This window comes from Methanothermobacter wolfeii (genome assembly GCF_025397995.1).
GTDB classification, from domain to species: domain Archaea; phylum Methanobacteriota; class Methanobacteria; order Methanobacteriales; family Methanothermobacteraceae; genus Methanothermobacter; species Methanothermobacter wolfei.
Window position 1 is genome coordinate 1311021 of sequence record NZ_CP104550.1, and the last position, 15077, is coordinate 1326097.

Annotated in this window: 17 protein-coding genes; 13 read left to right on the forward strand and 4 right to left on the reverse strand. The window is 47.8% G+C overall.

Annotated features, from left to right (window positions below; genetic code table 11):
• Position 1 precedes the first annotated feature (1 nt).
• Complete coding sequence (locus tag N5910_RS07125) at positions 2-634, reverse strand: hypothetical protein (RefSeq protein WP_074359315.1); 633 nt, start codon at positions 632-634, stop codon at positions 2-4.
• Between the two features lie 192 nt (positions 635-826).
• On the opposite strand from N5910_RS07125, the gene N5910_RS07130 reads away from it, so the two are divergent.
• From N5910_RS07130 to sucC, 11 genes are all read left to right on the forward strand, one after another.
• On the forward strand, positions 827-1492 hold the full coding sequence (locus N5910_RS07130; RefSeq protein ID WP_074359316.1) for an archaetidylserine decarboxylase: 666 nt from the start codon (positions 827-829) through the stop codon (positions 1490-1492).
• Positions 1493-1657: 165 nt separating this feature from the next.
• A complete protein-coding gene (locus tag N5910_RS07135) occupies positions 1658-2368 on the forward strand; it encodes an archaetidylserine synthase (RefSeq protein ID WP_074359317.1) in 711 nt (236 codons plus the stop codon).
• Positions 2352-3653, forward strand: a complete 1302-nt coding sequence (locus N5910_RS07140) for a DUF515 domain-containing protein (protein WP_261599473.1) — start codon at positions 2352-2354, stop codon at positions 3651-3653. Before N5910_RS07135 ends, N5910_RS07140 begins: the two co-directional genes overlap by 17 nt.
• Before the next feature lie 94 nt (positions 3654-3747).
• Positions 3748-4641 (forward strand): hypothetical protein, encoded by an 894-nt coding sequence (locus N5910_RS07145; protein ID WP_084531256.1) that lies wholly within the window; start codon positions 3748-3750, stop codon positions 4639-4641.
• Positions 4642-4676: 35 nt separating this feature from the next.
• Complete coding sequence (locus tag N5910_RS07150; protein ID WP_261599474.1) at positions 4677-5399, forward strand: class E sortase; 723 nt, start codon at positions 4677-4679, stop codon at positions 5397-5399.
• Between the two features lie 98 nt (positions 5400-5497).
• Complete coding sequence (locus N5910_RS07155) at positions 5498-5866, forward strand: dihydroneopterin aldolase family protein (protein ID WP_074359320.1); 369 nt, start codon at positions 5498-5500, stop codon at positions 5864-5866.
• 86 nt (positions 5867-5952) lie between these two features.
• Positions 5953-6156: a 4Fe-4S dicluster domain-containing protein gene (locus N5910_RS07160; protein WP_074359321.1), complete on the forward strand. Its 204-nt coding sequence runs from the start codon at positions 5953-5955 to the stop codon at positions 6154-6156.
• Positions 6149-7279, forward strand: a complete 1131-nt coding sequence (locus N5910_RS07165; RefSeq protein WP_261599475.1) for a 2-oxoacid:acceptor oxidoreductase subunit alpha — start codon at positions 6149-6151, stop codon at positions 7277-7279. Before N5910_RS07160 ends, N5910_RS07165 begins: the two co-directional genes overlap by 8 nt.
• 10 nt (positions 7280-7289) lie before the next feature.
• Positions 7290-8150, forward strand: coding sequence for a 2-oxoglutarate synthase subunit KorB (korB, locus tag N5910_RS07170; RefSeq protein WP_074359323.1), 861 nt, complete (start codon positions 7290-7292; stop codon positions 8148-8150).
• 1 nt (position 8151) lies between these two features.
• Positions 8152-8712 carry a 2-oxoacid:ferredoxin oxidoreductase subunit gamma gene (locus N5910_RS07175; protein WP_261599476.1) on the forward strand — a complete coding sequence of 187 codons (561 nt, stop codon included), beginning with the start codon at positions 8152-8154 and terminating at the stop codon, positions 8710-8712.
• Positions 8709-9803, forward strand: coding sequence for an ADP-forming succinate--CoA ligase subunit beta (gene sucC / locus N5910_RS07180; RefSeq protein WP_074359325.1), 1095 nt, complete (start codon positions 8709-8711; stop codon positions 9801-9803). The genes N5910_RS07175 and sucC overlap by 4 nt, the downstream gene beginning before the upstream one ends.
• A 117-nt stretch (positions 9804-9920) precedes the next feature.
• Here sucC and N5910_RS07185 read toward each other — a convergent pair whose 3' ends face one another.
• The 3 genes from N5910_RS07185 to twy1 all read right to left on the reverse strand — a co-directional run bounded on the left by N5910_RS07185 (position 9921) and on the right by twy1 (position 13089).
• Positions 9921-11006, reverse strand: a complete 1086-nt coding sequence (locus N5910_RS07185) for a hypothetical protein (protein WP_074359326.1) — start codon at positions 11004-11006, stop codon at positions 9921-9923.
• Between the two features lie 63 nt (positions 11007-11069).
• The gene (locus N5910_RS07190) at positions 11070-11930 is read right to left on the reverse strand and encodes a DUF1002 domain-containing protein (protein WP_074359327.1); all 861 of its coding nucleotides are present in this window, start codon (positions 11928-11930) and stop codon (positions 11070-11072) included.
• 247 nt (positions 11931-12177) lie between these two features.
• Entirely contained in the window at positions 12178-13089 is a 912-nt protein-coding gene (gene twy1 / locus N5910_RS07195; RefSeq protein ID WP_261599477.1) for a 4-demethylwyosine synthase TYW1, read from the reverse strand.
• Positions 13090-13627: 538 nt separating this feature from the next.
• On the opposite strand from twy1, the gene N5910_RS07200 reads away from it, so the two are divergent.
• On the forward strand, positions 13628-14221 hold the full coding sequence (locus N5910_RS07200) for a transglutaminase domain-containing protein (protein WP_145924540.1): 594 nt from the start codon (positions 13628-13630) through the stop codon (positions 14219-14221).
• Positions 14222-14395: 174 nt separating this feature from the next.
• Positions 14396-15070 (forward strand): triose-phosphate isomerase, encoded by a 675-nt coding sequence (gene tpiA, locus N5910_RS07205; protein ID WP_074359330.1) that lies wholly within the window; start codon positions 14396-14398, stop codon positions 15068-15070.
• The last annotated feature ends 7 nt before the right edge of the window (positions 15071-15077 follow it).

Here is a 15077-nt window from a genome sequence, read left to right on the forward strand (position 1 = left end):
TCTACTCCTCCTCAACGATATCTTTAAAGTCAACTGCAAATATGTTATTTCTTGATGCTATCTCACATATCCTCCTGACGTCATCCCTTTCATGAACCGAGATGAGAAGGGTTACAAGGACAACATCGGTGACCTTGAATAGGGGGTCTACTATGTTCCTTATGAAGCCTGAGAGTTTCTCTGTCAGATAAACATCAGTTTCTATGAAACCCGTTGTCCTGTCTTCAAGGATGAATGAGAATCCTATGCTGTTTTTTTCAGCTTCACCTGCAAATTTCTTCATTGCATCCTCTGGTGCTACTAGAAGTACAAGGTTGGGTTCATTCTCCACATAATAGGGGGCTATCTTGATGAAGGCGCCCCCGTTATCCTTACATATAAGTGAAAGGTCCCTTATCTTGTTACTGTCACCATAGACCATTATAAAATCAAATCTTTTTCTTACAAAGGAATCCCTGATGGTAACGTGCTCTCTGAAAAGTATCTTCACAAGATCCTTTGAAGCAATCGACTCGTAGGCAACCGAGTTAACCATGTCCTCGTTACCTGCAATGACCGCCCACAGCTTATCTGAACTCTGGGTCGTTGAAACCTTCGCGGCCTTCCTGAGGACCTTTATCTTGCTTTCTATCATCACCATCACGTCTTCAATATGAAAGGAACTTTCTGGAGAAATCCAATGAAAAAATGTGTTTGGAGCTGATTAGAATAATCTTCAGTGAATCAGTATATATATATTTCACTGATAATTAAAGTCCATAGAACCCCTCTCACATGACCATGTTCCCATTCATGTTGAGTTTCGGGGGAGTCTGCAGGTGATGATGTGTTCGTTAAGGGTGTTGCAAAGAGGGTCAGTTTTCTGATAAGCGTGGCAACCATCCCCTTCCTTCTGGGTTATCACGCGGTGAGTATACTTATGTTCACTATTATCGCATTCATGATGCAGTTTTTCAGGGATCCTGAGAGAAGGTCGCCTCCTGAAAGAGACCTGATCGTAGCCCCGGCAGATGGCAGACGATTCTCCGGGAAGATTGACCGTATAGAGGAGGTTGGACCTGACTATCCCCTCATCGACAGGATATTTTCTGATGGAAGCGGTGGTCTCCTCATAAGCACCTTCATGTCACCCTTCGATGTCCATGTTAACAGGTCCCCCGTAACCGGGAAGGTTGTATACACCGAGCACCTTGACGGTAAGTTCAGGGTTGCCAGGTCAAGTATACTGACTGAGAACGAGAAAAACTTAATTGTAATAGAAACAGATTACGGTAACGTTGGAGTTATACAGATAGCAGGTTTCGTTGCCAGGAGAATAGTCCAGTACGTTGAGGAAGGGGATCATGTTGAGAAGGGGTGCCGTATAGGTATGATAAGGTTCGGTTCAAGGGTGGACCTTATACTGCCAGGAAACTGTGAGGTCCTTGTTGATACAGGTTCAAGGCCAAAGGCCGGGGAGACCGTTGTTGCAAGGTTCAGAGAAAACATTTAAGTCCTTAATTATAAACTTAACTTGGACAGGAACAGGAATCAGATTCAGGATATGAAAACGTTTAAGGATGAAAACCGACTAATGTCATGGTTCAAAGAAAGATTCTCAATGGAAAATCACCTTAGATTTAGTAGTTTATTAATTGAAAAATGACGCGGGGTCATTATGAAGGATTCATTTAACAAGGAAGAAAGAAGGATAACATCGTTTATAGGAATCCCTGATATTATATCCATGCTCAACGCTTCTTCAGGATACTTATCAATTATTTTATCCATTAACGGGTTCTTTGATGCTGCATGCATACTTATGCTCACAGCCATGATCTTTGATTCCATGGATGGCTGGTTTGCCAGGAGGAGTGGAAGGACCGGGACCGGATTCGGAAAGAACATCGACTCCCTTTCAGATATAGTTTCATTTGGTGTTGCCCCGGCCATCTTTATCTATTCAGCAGGCGCCAGCTTTAAATATATTAATATATCAGTAGGTCTCTTAATAGTATTATGTGGTATACTGAGACTTTCAAGGTTCAATGTCCTCACAGGGGGTGTGAAAAACTTCACGGGTCTGCCAATACCCGTAGCGGCACTGATGCTATCATCATTCTATCTCACAGGATTCTACAGTGAAACTGCTGCAGCCATTCTGATGCTGGCTGTTTCTATCCTCATGGTGAGCAGTGTTGAATATCCCAAGGTTAGTGGGAAAAGTGCCTTGATGGTGCTTTTGCTGATAATGGTGGCAATCATAACGGGTCTTATGACAGGCGCCATTTCAGGCCCCGTTTCGACCATGCTTTTCATTGCCACGATTATCTACATTATAATACCCATAACATCAATGAGACGTGATCTAAATGCTGGACAAAATTAAAGGTGATGACCGGGATAAGAAAAATCCTCCAGATCTCCGTAAAAACATCAGAAAAGAAGGATCAGATGTTGGGGATAAGTTAAAGGGACTTGTAGGTAAATTTGGTGGTGGAGAAGACGGTTCAAAGAAAAAGAGGGAACCGCGTCCCATGCCAAGGCCCCGTTTAAAATCACGCGAAACCAGGAAACCCGAAAAGGCGCCTTTAAAATCAGAATCAGGTGAGAAACCGAAACCTAGACTTACTCCACCCCCCAAGAGACCAGGAGGGTCATCTGGAGGTATAGGAAGACGCATCCCCGAGGAGGATCAGAAAACCATTGTGGGTGCGGTTGTTTTTGGCGTTATACTCATGATACTCGTAGGTGCCGGTTACTACTTCCTTGTGTACCAGCCATACCAGGAGGTCCTCCAGAACGCCAAGGCAACGAAGATCGCCGAGGTGGATGCACTGTTCAAGGGGCCCCTTGCAACAGATCCACAGAAACAGGCCATCCTTGCCCAGATAGATGGTGCCACGACTCCAGAGGAAGTCCTTGCCGTGGACGTGGTTGGGCCGGCTACACAGTCCTGGAGAACCTATCAGAACCAGCAGATAAACCTGAAGAAGGATCGTGTTAACAGGGTAATGGTGAACTACACCGACAATGGTCAGGAAAAGCGCGTTATAATGAAGGTTGATGATGCCAAGAAGTTCGTGAGCCAGGCAGATGCAACGGTTCTTGCCAATACCCAGATCCAGACCCCTGACACGGTGGCGGTGCCCATAATGATCACACGTCTTCAGGCTGCAGGAGGCCTGATAAGTGTCGGTAGCATGGTGGACGTCTACCTCAGGCAGAATAACACAAATAACACAGCACCATCATCATCGACACCAAAGATAAGCGGTGCCACCGTGCTTGCAATCCTGCGTTCAAAGGACAGTGGAACGGTGGATGCCAGGATACTGAACACCCAGCGCCTCACACTCAACTCAATAACGTCCCAGAGTGAAAATGAAAGGACATCATCAACTGACGTTGAACAGCTCCTTAGAGCAGCGGCATCAGGAGGCCTCAACGAGGCTGAAATCAATGCAATACTTCAGAATTATGGTATACGGCTTTCAGATTACGAGAGATCCTCAAACCTGGGTGAACTGGAAGCAAACTACCTCATAATCCTTGAGGTGCCCAGAGAGGACGTTCTGTTCCTCATACAGAACATGGACAGCGTAATCCTTACCGTGCCGACACAGAACGCGCCTGACTGGATGATAAGGGAGCTGCAGAGGATATACGGATAAATGAACCTTTTTATTGGGGGGATAATTTAATTTATTATTGATAGGTGGGGAATGTCATATGCGAAGAAGGTTGTGTATTCTTATACTTGCTTTAATGCTGCTTTCTGCTGCGGTAGTCCCTGAGAGCGGATCAGCAGCAAAGGAAACATGGGTGAAGGAAAACCCTTCTGCAACAAGCTTCAGACTGAAGGACCTTACAGCCGTTATAACCGTTAAGATAAAAAACAACGACAAAAACGTCCAGTACTTCAAGATAGGCCATGTCTATCAGGGAAGCCTTCAGGAGAACAGCACGATAAAATGGATAATCCAGTGGACGGATCCAGCAGCTATTAAGATGGTTAAGTCAAGGACCCCTGAACTTGGAGGTGACTATGGATGGAAGATCAAACCAGGGGAGACAAAGACGGTATCCTTCGGTCTGCAGGCAACAGGGGAAATGGGTGAGATCCCGAGTTACATAGTAAATGTTGAGTCAGATGACAGTAACTACTGGCCGATCCTAAATGAGCCGGGATTAATGTCATCATGGTTCATACCAAATGAGATAGAAGTCCTGAACCCATCCCTTGATCTTAAGTACTGGAAGGGAACCTTCGGCTTCACACTGATAAACATCGATGATGAGAGGGTTTCAGGTATCGTCAGGGCCCCCATTGCACCTGTAAATTCAAGGGTGATCTACAGCAGCCCCCAGGCATTCTCCGATGACAACCTGTTTGTCAGCACACAGGTCGCTGCATGGGATGTTACCATGGATCCTGAAACATCCCAGAGGTTCATCTACACCTATGAATGGCCTGCAAAGATAACAGGGGGTATGCCTCAACAGGCAGCGGCGGTTACTACCCACCGGGAACCCTCTACGGGACCACAGGTTCATCATCAGGGTTTCCAGGTCAGAAAAACAGGGGCGCCCTACGGTCCGCTGGTCATAGGGGCCCTTGTAACAGCGGCAGCAGTGGCATACACGAGGCTAATGCGCTGACCCATTAACCTTTATTTTTTTAAAGGGGGGACCTCTTGAGGCTTAGCACGGCTCTTGTAATCACTGGTATGTTTATAATCTCACTCTACGCCCTTATTGAGGTAAGCTTCTACTCCTCCCAGATAACGGTCCATCAGAGGGATGTTGATTCACCGGTAGTTGAGATACCCTCCCTCAACCTTACAGAGAATATAAACAACAGATCAGTATTCTACGGGGTCTACCATGAACCAAGATCCTACACCCCCGGGAACAGAACCGTGATACTCTTCGGTCACAGAACCCTCTATGGATCACCCTTCCTCAAACTTGACAGGTTAAGGGCTGGGGATGAGGTTTACCTTAACTGGCCGGGTATAGGGCTTGCAGAGTACCGTGTAAACCGTTCATTCATTGTCCCTGAATCCTACCAGATGTCAGTGGAACAGGGAGCCCGGCTTTTCCTCATCACATGCCACCCGCCGGGGTCAACAAGGGAACGGCTCATAGTTGAATGCAAACTTGTGAGGATAACGCCCTACCAGAAGAGCCTTAAGGTGGAAAACCCCAGGAGGTACTATGCCCTCCTGATAATCACAGGTTTTCTAATCGGAGGGCTTTTTATCACCAAGATATACCCTGTTTCTGAGGATAAAAGGATTCTCCTTGCTGCTGTAATAGGACTTACACTATTTCTTATCCTGGGATACATCTTCCCTGTTCCACCGGAGTTCATATCCGACAAACTCTCAGAAATCAACAGCATGATGGGGATCTGAGCCTGTCTAAAAAGGTTCTGGAAGGATGGAATCTGACAGAAATAATATGAAAAAATTCCAATGATGGAAAGTCATAATAACTGAAGGAGTAATCAGAAATGAAGGATGCTGACAGTAAATACTTCTCCAACCTTACAGATAGAGAAAGGGCCATATTTGAAGGCGGAATCAGCATGGGTGCTCTCTTCCATCAGTTTACCGGAACACCCGTGAATCTGAGAATCGCAGAGGACCTTGAAAGGGCCATCGCAGAAGCCATAAGCCTGCAGCCCGCCATCAGGGATGTTGAAGTCCATATAGACAGGGAACGCCTCATGGAGGCGTCAGGAGAATTTGGATACACATCACTCACAGGGGAAATGCTGGATGTCACCCTGACTGTGGAGTACGGCTCAGCAGTGATCAGGGTCCGCCTCGAGTACATTGAGGAACTCAAGTACCCCCTCATGTACGTCCATGATGAATAAATACAGGGATAGTTATTATCCTCCCTGATTAATTATTTATAATTCAGAAACCAAACTCTGGATATAACACTCAATGGAAGATTACCATGATAAGGATAGACTCGGAGCTCTGTAAGGGATGTGACATATGCAGAGAATTCTGCCCTGAAGGGGTTTACGCAAGATCAGAGAAGCTGAACCGGAAGGGTGTCCATGAACCCGTCCCAAAAAACCTTGAAAGGTGCACCAAGTGCAGGCTATGCATGATGATGTGTCCAGATCAGGCAATAGTGGTGTATGAAGATGAGTGAAGAATATTTTATACAGGGAAATGATGCCTGCGCCAGGGGAGCCCTCAAGGCAGGGTGCAGGTTCTTTGCAGGTTACCCCATCACACCCTCAACAGAGATAGCGGAGGAAATGGCAGCCATCCTGCCACGCGAGGGCGGAGTCTTTGTCCAGATGGAAGACGAAATAGGAGCCCTTGGAGCTGTTATCGGGGCTGTCTGGAGTGGTGTTAAGGGGATGACAGCAACTTCAGGGCCAGGATTCTCCCTGATGCAGGAGCACATTGGATACGCTGCAATGACAGAGACACCCCTTGTTATCGTCAATGTCCAGAGGGGGTCGCCATCAACCGGCCAGCCAACCATGGCATCTCAGAGCGACATGATGCAGGCAAGGTGGGGGTCCCATGGCGACTATGAGATAATAGCATTATCACCCTCATCGGTCCAGGAGTGCTTTGACTTCACGGTTAAGGCCTTCAACCTTGCAGAGGAGTACAGGGTGCCCGTAACCGTGCTCAGCGATGAGATCGTCGGGCACATGAGGGAGAAGATCACCATACCCGAAAGGGTCCCTGTAAGGAAAAGAAGGGCGCCTGAGCTTCCCCCGGAGGAATTCCTTCCATTCAAGGCCCCCGATGATGGTGTCCCTGAGATGCCGGCCTTTGGGGACGGCTACAAAATCCCTGTAACAGGACTCACACATGATGAACGGGGATACCCCGACGCCTCAAACCCCGAGGGACACCATAAACTTGTTAAAAGGCTCTGTGACAAGATACTGAAAAAAAGGGACCGGATAGTGGATGTGGATGAAAGGTACACCGAAGACGCTGACATAACAGTCATATCCTACGGTGCACCATCACGTTCAGTTGCAACCGCAGTTAAAATGGCAAGGGAAAACGGCGTCAAGGCGGGTTACATGAAGATAAACACACCATGGCCATTCCCCGAAGCAGAAGTCATGGAGGCGGCTGAAAGGTCCGGAAAGTTACTTGTTGTTGAGATGAACCTTGGTCAGATGTTCTATGAGGTTCAGCGGGCTGCTGGTGGAATGGCTGACGTTGAACTGCTCCCGAAGATAGGTGGAGAGATCCACAGGCCAGGGGAGATCCTTGAAATGATACTGAAGATGAACAGATAGGAGTGTTAGTATGGATGGAAAAGAAAACCCCTACCTTAAGTATCTGAGGAGGGAAAGGCTGCCACACATATTCTGTGCAGGGTGCGGTAACGGGATAGTGCTCAACACATTCTTCAAGGGCATGGAGATGGCGGGCCTTGACTTCGAAAACATTGCAATGGTCTCGGGTATAGGGTGTTCCTCAAGGATACCGGGTTATGTGAAGTGCGATTCCCTCCACACCACACATGGAAGGCCAATATCATTCGCAACAGGTTTAAAACTTGGAAACCCGTCTCTTGATGTGGTTGTATTCACCGGGGATGGTGACGCCGCCGCCATAGGCGGAAACCACCTGATACACGGTGCAAGACGGAACGTTGACCTGACGGTTATCTGCATAAACAACAGCATATACGGGATGACCGGTGGACAGATAAGCCCGACATCACCCGAGGGGAGCTTCGGGACCACGGCACCCTACGGGGCGCTTGAAGAACCCTTTGACCTTGCAGAGCTTGTGAAGGCCGCGGGTGCAAGCTATGTTGCCAGGTGGACCACAGCACACCCCCTTCAGCTTGCAAACTCCATAAAAAAGGGACTTAAAAACAGGGGTTTCTCATTCATAGAGGCAGTCGCCCAGTGCCCGACATACTTTGGGAGGAAGAACAGGATGCGTTCACCCGTTGAAATGATGAAGTTCATGAAGGAGAACAGTTTAAACCGGAGGAAGGCCCTTAAAATGGACCCTGAAGAGGTTGAGGGCAAGCTTATAGTCGGTGAGTTCTCAGATAACCCCCGACCTGAACTCTGCGAAAGGATAAATGAGATGGTCCGTGAAAGGTCAGGATCGGATCTCAGGATAATCAGATCAGCCTACAGAGATGATTGAAGTGAGAAGAGAAATCAGAATAGCTGGATTTGGTGGTCAGGGAGTTATACTTGCAGGAATAGTTCTCGGGAAAGCTGCAAGCCTCTATGATGGTTTATACGCTGTTCAAACCCAGTCCTACGGGCCTGAGGCAAGGGGCGGGGCTTCAAGGGCCGAGGTGGTCATAAGTGATGAGGAGATAGACTACCCCAAGGTCCAGAGCCCCGACATCCTCGTTGCAATGTCCCACGAGGCCCTCATAACCTACATGCACGACCTTAAAAGGGGGGGTACGCTCATCGTGGACCCTGACATGGTCGTTGAGTCTGAAATAAAGGATTTCATAAGGGAAAGGAATGTAAGGTACTTCAGGGCCCCTGCAACAAGGACCGCCGAGGAGATGATAGGTCTAACCATAGTCGCCAACATGGTCATGATGGGAGCCCTTACAGAGGCCACCGGTGTTGTGAGTGTTGAGGGCGCCGAGAACGCCATAAGGGACAGTGTACCCCCTGGTACGGATGAAAAAAACCTCATGGCATTCAGGGCTGGGCGTGAGGTAGTCAAGGAGGTGTCCCCATGAAACTATATGAGTACAGTGCCAAGGAACTCTTCAGAAGGGAGGGAATACCCACACCGAGGGGTGGTGTCGCAGAAACACCCGAGGAAGCTGCAGGTATTGCAGAAAAACTTGGATGTGACGTTGCAGTGAAATCCCAGGTGCTCACGGGTGGACGTGGAAAGGCCGGGGGAATACTTTTCGCATCACCATCAGATACTGCTGAAGTCGCCGGGAAGCTCCTTTCATCAGAGATTAAAGGGGAAACCGTTGAACGGGTGCTCATTGAGGAGAAGATACCAATAGACAGGGAACTCTATGTTAGCGTTGTCCTTGACCGGGCAGAGAAGATGCCCCTTATAATTGCAAGCATTGAGGGCGGCGTTGATATAGAGGAATTGGCAGAGAAGTCTCCTGAGAAGATAGTGAGGTACCATGTAAACCCCCTTGATGAATTCCTGCCATACGAGGCCAGGGAGATAGCAAGGAAGATGGGCCTTGAAAGTGAACTGATACCCGGGGTCGGGGGTGTTATATGGAAACTCTACAGCCTCTTCAGGAAGTATGACGCCCGCCTTGCCGAGATAAACCCCCTTGTGATCTCGGATGGGGAAGTTGTTGCAGCCGACGCCAAGGTGGAGGTTGATGATGACTCCATCTACCGTCACCCTGAGTTCAGGGAGATGGATGAATACGAGCCCGAGGAGTTCGCATTCGTTAAACTCGATGGTGATATCGCAGTGATAGGTAACGGTGCCGGGCTTACACTGACAGCCATGGACCTCATAAAACTTAAAGGCGGAGAACCTGCCACCTTCCTGGATATAGGTGGCGGTGCATCAGAAGAGGTTATAAGGAGGGCCCTTGAACTCGTTATTTCCTATCCAAGGGTAAGGGTCATCTTTCTGAATGTCCTTGGGGGTATAACAAGGGCCGATGATGTGGCCCGTGGAGTTGTGAATGCCCTGAAAGACGCAGGCAGGGAGGTCCCCCTGGTAATACGCCTTACAGGTACCAATGAAGAGGAGGGTCAGAGGATCCTTAAAGAAGCAGGCATCCCCTTTGAAACCTCCCTTGAAATGGCTGCTGAAAAGGCTGTTGAAATTTCAAAATAATTTATTTTTTTTTTTTGAAAGAGTTGATTTCCTTATGATATCCTCCCTTTTCAAAGGTTATTCTCCTGGCCACATCACAAACCCAGAGAACTCCACAAGAAAGTGGAAAAAAAACAATCACTGAATGCTCCTCTTAACGGTAACCGTGTGTGCCATGACCATGGCGGATATTATAATATACGTAAGGAGGGCTGATGAGTTAAAGGACCTGTTGAATATAAACAGTCCAATAAGGCTCTGGGAAAGAAAAGCCGCCAGAGAACCTATCAGGAGGGCCTCCCTTCCAAGGTACATTCTGCTTCCATTTAACCTCTGCTCCTGGTACCTCTTAAGAACCTTCAGACCCGAGATGGTTACTATCATCACCCATGAGAGCAGGAAGATGAGGCCGAAGAATCCTGCATCAAATGCCACCGCAAATATCCCCGGGAGCATGTAGTCTATGTAATCCTTCTTAACAACAAGCACGCCATAGAATATGTGATAGGGGAGCCCGAGGTTCTGTATCATTGTAACCGGTAGCGTTATGTATCCATCGGCGCCTCCGAGGCATGCCGATTTCCAGTAGCATGACCCCTGCACATGGCCCCAGAAGGTCGTGTTCTTGAGTACAAGGGACAGGCTTGGGATCGTGTTTTCTTCAAGCCTTGTTATCCTGAGCATGGGGCTCAGAACACTTTTATTCAGAACCTTTGATAGGAACTCCAGAAGGGCGAAGGCCCCTGCCCCTGCAAGGAAGAATGATGCAATGGACTTCGGGGTTATCTTTGTGCTTCTCCTGAAACTCCGGGACATGAGTATGTATCCGAAGGCCCATCCGGAAAGCCAGAGTATAAGGAATGATCTGTGCATGATTCCCCCTGCAATTGCTATGATGAAGAAGAGGAGGAGTGATAGTTTCTTAATGGATGTTGACCTTATACCTGCCTCTGTCAGGAGGTTTAATGATGCCACCATGGTAACCCAGAATAACACTGCGAAGGGTCCGAAGGGGTGTGTGAACTCATGGTGTGAGAGAAGCGGAAGTAAGAGGAATGCTGCGTCGAGTGCGAAGACCAATGCAATTATAATCGTGATCAGTGTTCCAAGGAACATCACGAGGCTCAGTGGAACTGCCACCACGTTGAAGAGCAGAAGCACCCCAACATGGATTATCACTGCAACTTTCAGTATGAACTGAAGGTTATTCTGAGCTATCAACATGTAGGAAATATTGTAGAGCTCTAAATATAAATATAATTGTAAGGCAGTCAGAAAAAATAAACCTTATGGGGAAGTCATCCCCACTATGTAGTTGTAGATACCCACAAGGAAATCGTAGATCTGCTGCAGTATATCTGCACCTCCAGCCTGCTGGCTCATACTTTCAAGTTTCTGTTTAAAGTCCGTGAGGTTTCCCTGAACCCTCTGGGATGCTGCAACCGAATCAGCAACCTGCTGGACCTGGTTATCTGAAAGGTTGATGTTCATGTCCTGTGCAACATTAACAACGACGTTCTGTATATCAGCAGGGTCCTGAAGGTTCCTGTTCTCTGTCTGGTTTTTAACTTCCCCGAACAGCCGTGCTATCTGGTCCCCTGTTGCATTGGTATCATTTGCAAGCTGACTCTGGAGGTATATTTCCTCTATGGAAACCTTTTTAGCCTCCTCAGGGATCTCCTGACCCACAGCAATCTCATATGACCTGAGAACCCCTGCAAGGGCGGCCTCACCGGATGCAGGGACTGGTGATGTTACCACCACGTATCCACGATCTATACCCGAGGACCTCAGGGCATTGGCGTACATTTCAGGTGTCACCACCCTTATCTTGCTTGCATCAACCGAGACCTTTATCCCCTCCGAGTAGGAGAGGTCCACCATTGCACAGGAGAGGATCTGGGATGGTGAATAGACAAGGCCCGTGATGCCCTTTGAGACCTCATTAACCTCAGATGCCCTTATAACCCTTATGTCAGCACTGTTAATATCCCTGTCTGTCTTTGATTTGAAGTAATTCAGGACAGAGTTCCTGTAGGCAGGGTTGCTGTCTGTTGCCTCACCAAGTGTTATTGAAAACCCGGAGGCAGCAAATACTGGTGCGGTCACCATGATGACGATGAGAAGTCCCAGAACTAGTTTTCTCATAGATACCACCTCCATATTATTATGGTTCTCCGGGTATTTATACCGGTATGGGTAACCTCAAAGGACGAATAGGGTCCTCCAGGCCGTTAACCATGAAAGAATAAGCAGACTTCCTCAATAGGGTCCCTATACCAATAACCATGAACATCCTGAAGCTTGATGCCCTAGATCCTGGTGGTTTTCAGTATCAACTATACCAATAACTTCTAGGTGCATGGGATATCAGATGAAAAGAAATGTATGCAGATCATCCCAGAAGGACGACCCGGCTTTCCCTTGACTCATCAACTATATCCATGCCGGATTCGGCTGCGATTTTCTCTGCAAATTCGTAAACCTCATAGAAGAGGGGCATATTATCTACCTCAAGCCTCCTTCTTGAGTAACCTATGTACATGTAGGCCTTGATCTCAACAAAATCTGGGCGGGCCCTTTCTATCATATCCGCGAAGAGTTCCGGTCTTTTCATGTTAATGTTCCTCACCGCGGTGATCCGCAGAACCCTCCTGCACCTGAAGGAGGGCATGAGTTCAAGGGACTGGTTCATGAGTTCCCATGCCCCCTGAATCTGAGGCCTGCACAGTTCTTCATATGTTTCCCTGTCAGGGGCGTCCAGGGATATGTAGAGCTGTGTTGGTTCTTCAGAAAGGGACTCGAGGTTTTCAGCTGCAAGGCCATTTGTGACAAGGAAGGTTGTGAAGTTTCTCCTGTGGAATTCCTCAAGGAGACCGTCCATGTCCGGGTAAAGGAGGGGTTCCCCTGCCAGTGATATTGCTGCGTTTGATGGTTCCTGTGCCTCAAGGGCCTTCCTTTTATCGGCTTTCTCGTTACCGAAGTAGCCGCAGAGAAGGTTCCTCTGGGCCTCAACCGCCCCGTCTATTATCTCTGAGGGTTCATCCCACGGGCCTTCCCACTGAACACGCGTTGATGAGAGGTTTCTCCAGCAGAAAAGACACTTTTGCTGGCAGAAAGGTACTGCCGGGGACATCTGAAGGCATCTGTGGCTTTTAATCCCGTAGAATTTCTCCTTATAGCAGACTCCCTCATTTATTATACTCTTCTTTGTCCAGAGGCACGTTTTAACGGCTGAGTGGAGGTTGCTTCCAACAAAACGGTACCCCATTCTCTCCATTCTTTGCCTTGCTTCTTCTGAATACATCCATGACCCATCTTAAATTTTGATAAGACTGCTCTAATTTATAGGTTGGACGCCCTGATATAAAGATAACTTTCATCATACTAAAATCCTGATGGTTATTATCATAGCAGGGTATTCATGGACCCTTAAACGCCCCTTTAATCCATCAGGGGGCTTTGCATGGATTTAAATACTTTTTAACGCCTTAAAACATATATTTAATCTACAATGTATTTGAATGGATTTTAAGGGCCTTTAAGTATCTTTAAGGCCCTCTGTTTCCTTTGCTGGATGAACAGGGCCCTCCAATAGCTAGTTAAAACCTTATCCTCCAATTCAGTCTGAGAGTCCTCCAAATCAAGAGAAAGGCAGTATATAAGCTTTGTTGTCTTCCTCTGGAAACAAAGATTTATATATATCTGTGATGTTGATTAAGGTTCATGGTAAGGTCGGCAGGATATGACCTGCCATCAGCGGAGGCGGTAAGATTAAGAGACACTCGCGTTACCTCGCTCTACTTGCACTTGCAGTAGCAGTGAGTACCATACCTCTAGGACAGATGGAATCTCAAGATTCCACTGGCGAAAAACCAACTTTAATAAAGTCAGAACAAGCAGTTAAGGTAAGTGCTGTTTACACAAAGAAGTACACCAAGAAATCCAAGAGCTACACCAGATATACAAAGAAGAAATACACAAAGGCCGCCTACAGGACAAAGGTCAAGAGAAAGTACAGGTCAAAGGCCAGTTACAGGACCACCACAGGGAAGGCCTACACCCGTGCAGCAGGCTCAGAGGGACTCAATGACCTCCAGGGCGATGAGGGCCTTGAAAGACTCGCTGGCTACATAAACAGGAACTTCAACCACAGGTCCGGTGGTCCGCACACAGCAGAGGGTGTTGAAAAAGCAGGGTACGGTGACTGCTGGGGCCTTTCAGACTGGGCCGCCAAGAAACTTGCAGCCAACGGCTACAAGGTAAAGGTAGTTCAGGGTGCAACATCAGCTTCATCAAGGCACAGGTGGCTCCATGTCTACTCTGAGGGACGATGGACAAGCTTTGAACCGTCACTGGTAACAAAGAGATATGGAAGTAAACATTATACTGCAACCTGTGGGAAGACAAACACCGTTGTCAAAACCTACAACATGTAGTATAATAACCTACAACATGTAGTATAATGTTTACACATCTTTTTTTATATCATCATCCAGTACAGGATCATCCCTCCAGTCACGCCCAAGCAGAGTTATAACTGACACATATTATTATAATAGATACCCTCCATACTATCAGATAATTCTCATTAATCATCCGGAGGATTGGAGTTGAAGGAAGACACACCCATCGTTATACTGAACTTTAAAACGTATCTTGAGTCAACCGGTGAAAGAGCCGTTGAACTGGCATCAGCCTGTCAGAAGGTTGCAGATGAAACAGGCGTGAACATAGCGGTGGCGCCCCAGCACATGGACCTTTCAAGGGTTGCGGGAGCCGTTGAGATCCCTGTTATGGCCCAGCACATTGACCCCATCAGGGCAGGGGGGCATACCGGCAGCGTGCTTGCAGAGTGTGCCCTGGAGGCAGGTGCTAGAGGCACCCTCATAAACCACTCCGAGAGGAGGATGCTCCTTGCGGACGTGGAGGCTGTTATATCAAGGGTCAGGGAACTTGATATGGTATCTGTTGTCTGTACCAACAATGTGCAGACCACTGCTGCTGCCGCAGCCCTTGAACCTGACTTTGTGGCTGTTGAACCACCGGAACTTATAGGTTCAGGGATACCTGTGTCAAAGGCGGAACCTGAGGTTGTTACCGGAAGTGTGGATGCTGTGAAGAAAATCAACCCAGACGTTAAGGTCCTCTGCGGTGCCGGAATATCCACGGGTGATGATATGAAGGCCGCCAGAGACCTGGGAGCGGAGGGTGTGCTCCTTGCATCGGGTATAATCCTTGCAGATGACCCTGAAAGGGCCCTCCTTGACCTTGTAAGTAAGATATGATGGGGGG

Coding starts and splice junctions, on each gene's coding strand:
- korB (WP_074359323.1), top strand. CDS start 7,290: ATGGATGGAAAAGAAAACCCCTACCTTAAGTATCTGAGGAGGGAAAGG.
- N5910_RS07125 (WP_074359315.1), bottom strand. CDS start 634: ATGATAGAAAGCAAGATAAAGGTCCTCAGGAAGGCCGCGAAGGTTTCA.
- N5910_RS07140 (WP_261599473.1), top strand. CDS start 2,352: ATGCTGGACAAAATTAAAGGTGATGACCGGGATAAGAAAAATCCTCCA.
- sucC (WP_074359325.1), top strand. CDS start 8,709: ATGAAACTATATGAGTACAGTGCCAAGGAACTCTTCAGAAGGGAGGGA.
- N5910_RS07145 (WP_084531256.1), top strand. CDS start 3,748: ATGCTGCTTTCTGCTGCGGTAGTCCCTGAGAGCGGATCAGCAGCAAAG.
- N5910_RS07190 (WP_074359327.1), bottom strand. CDS start 11,930: ATGAGAAAACTAGTTCTGGGACTTCTCATCGTCATCATGGTGACCGCA.
- N5910_RS07165 (WP_261599475.1), top strand. CDS start 6,149: ATGAGTGAAGAATATTTTATACAGGGAAATGATGCCTGCGCCAGGGGA.
- twy1 (WP_261599477.1), bottom strand. CDS start 13,089: ATGTATTCAGAAGAAGCAAGGCAAAGAATGGAGAGAATGGGGTACCGT.
- N5910_RS07155 (WP_074359320.1), top strand. CDS start 5,498: ATGAAGGATGCTGACAGTAAATACTTCTCCAACCTTACAGATAGAGAA.
- N5910_RS07135 (WP_074359317.1), top strand. CDS start 1,658: ATGAAGGATTCATTTAACAAGGAAGAAAGAAGGATAACATCGTTTATA.
- N5910_RS07160 (WP_074359321.1), top strand. CDS start 5,953: ATGATAAGGATAGACTCGGAGCTCTGTAAGGGATGTGACATATGCAGA.
- N5910_RS07185 (WP_074359326.1), bottom strand. CDS start 11,006: ATGTTGATAGCTCAGAATAACCTTCAGTTCATACTGAAAGTTGCAGTG.
- N5910_RS07200 (WP_145924540.1), top strand. CDS start 13,628: ATGGAATCTCAAGATTCCACTGGCGAAAAACCAACTTTAATAAAGTCA.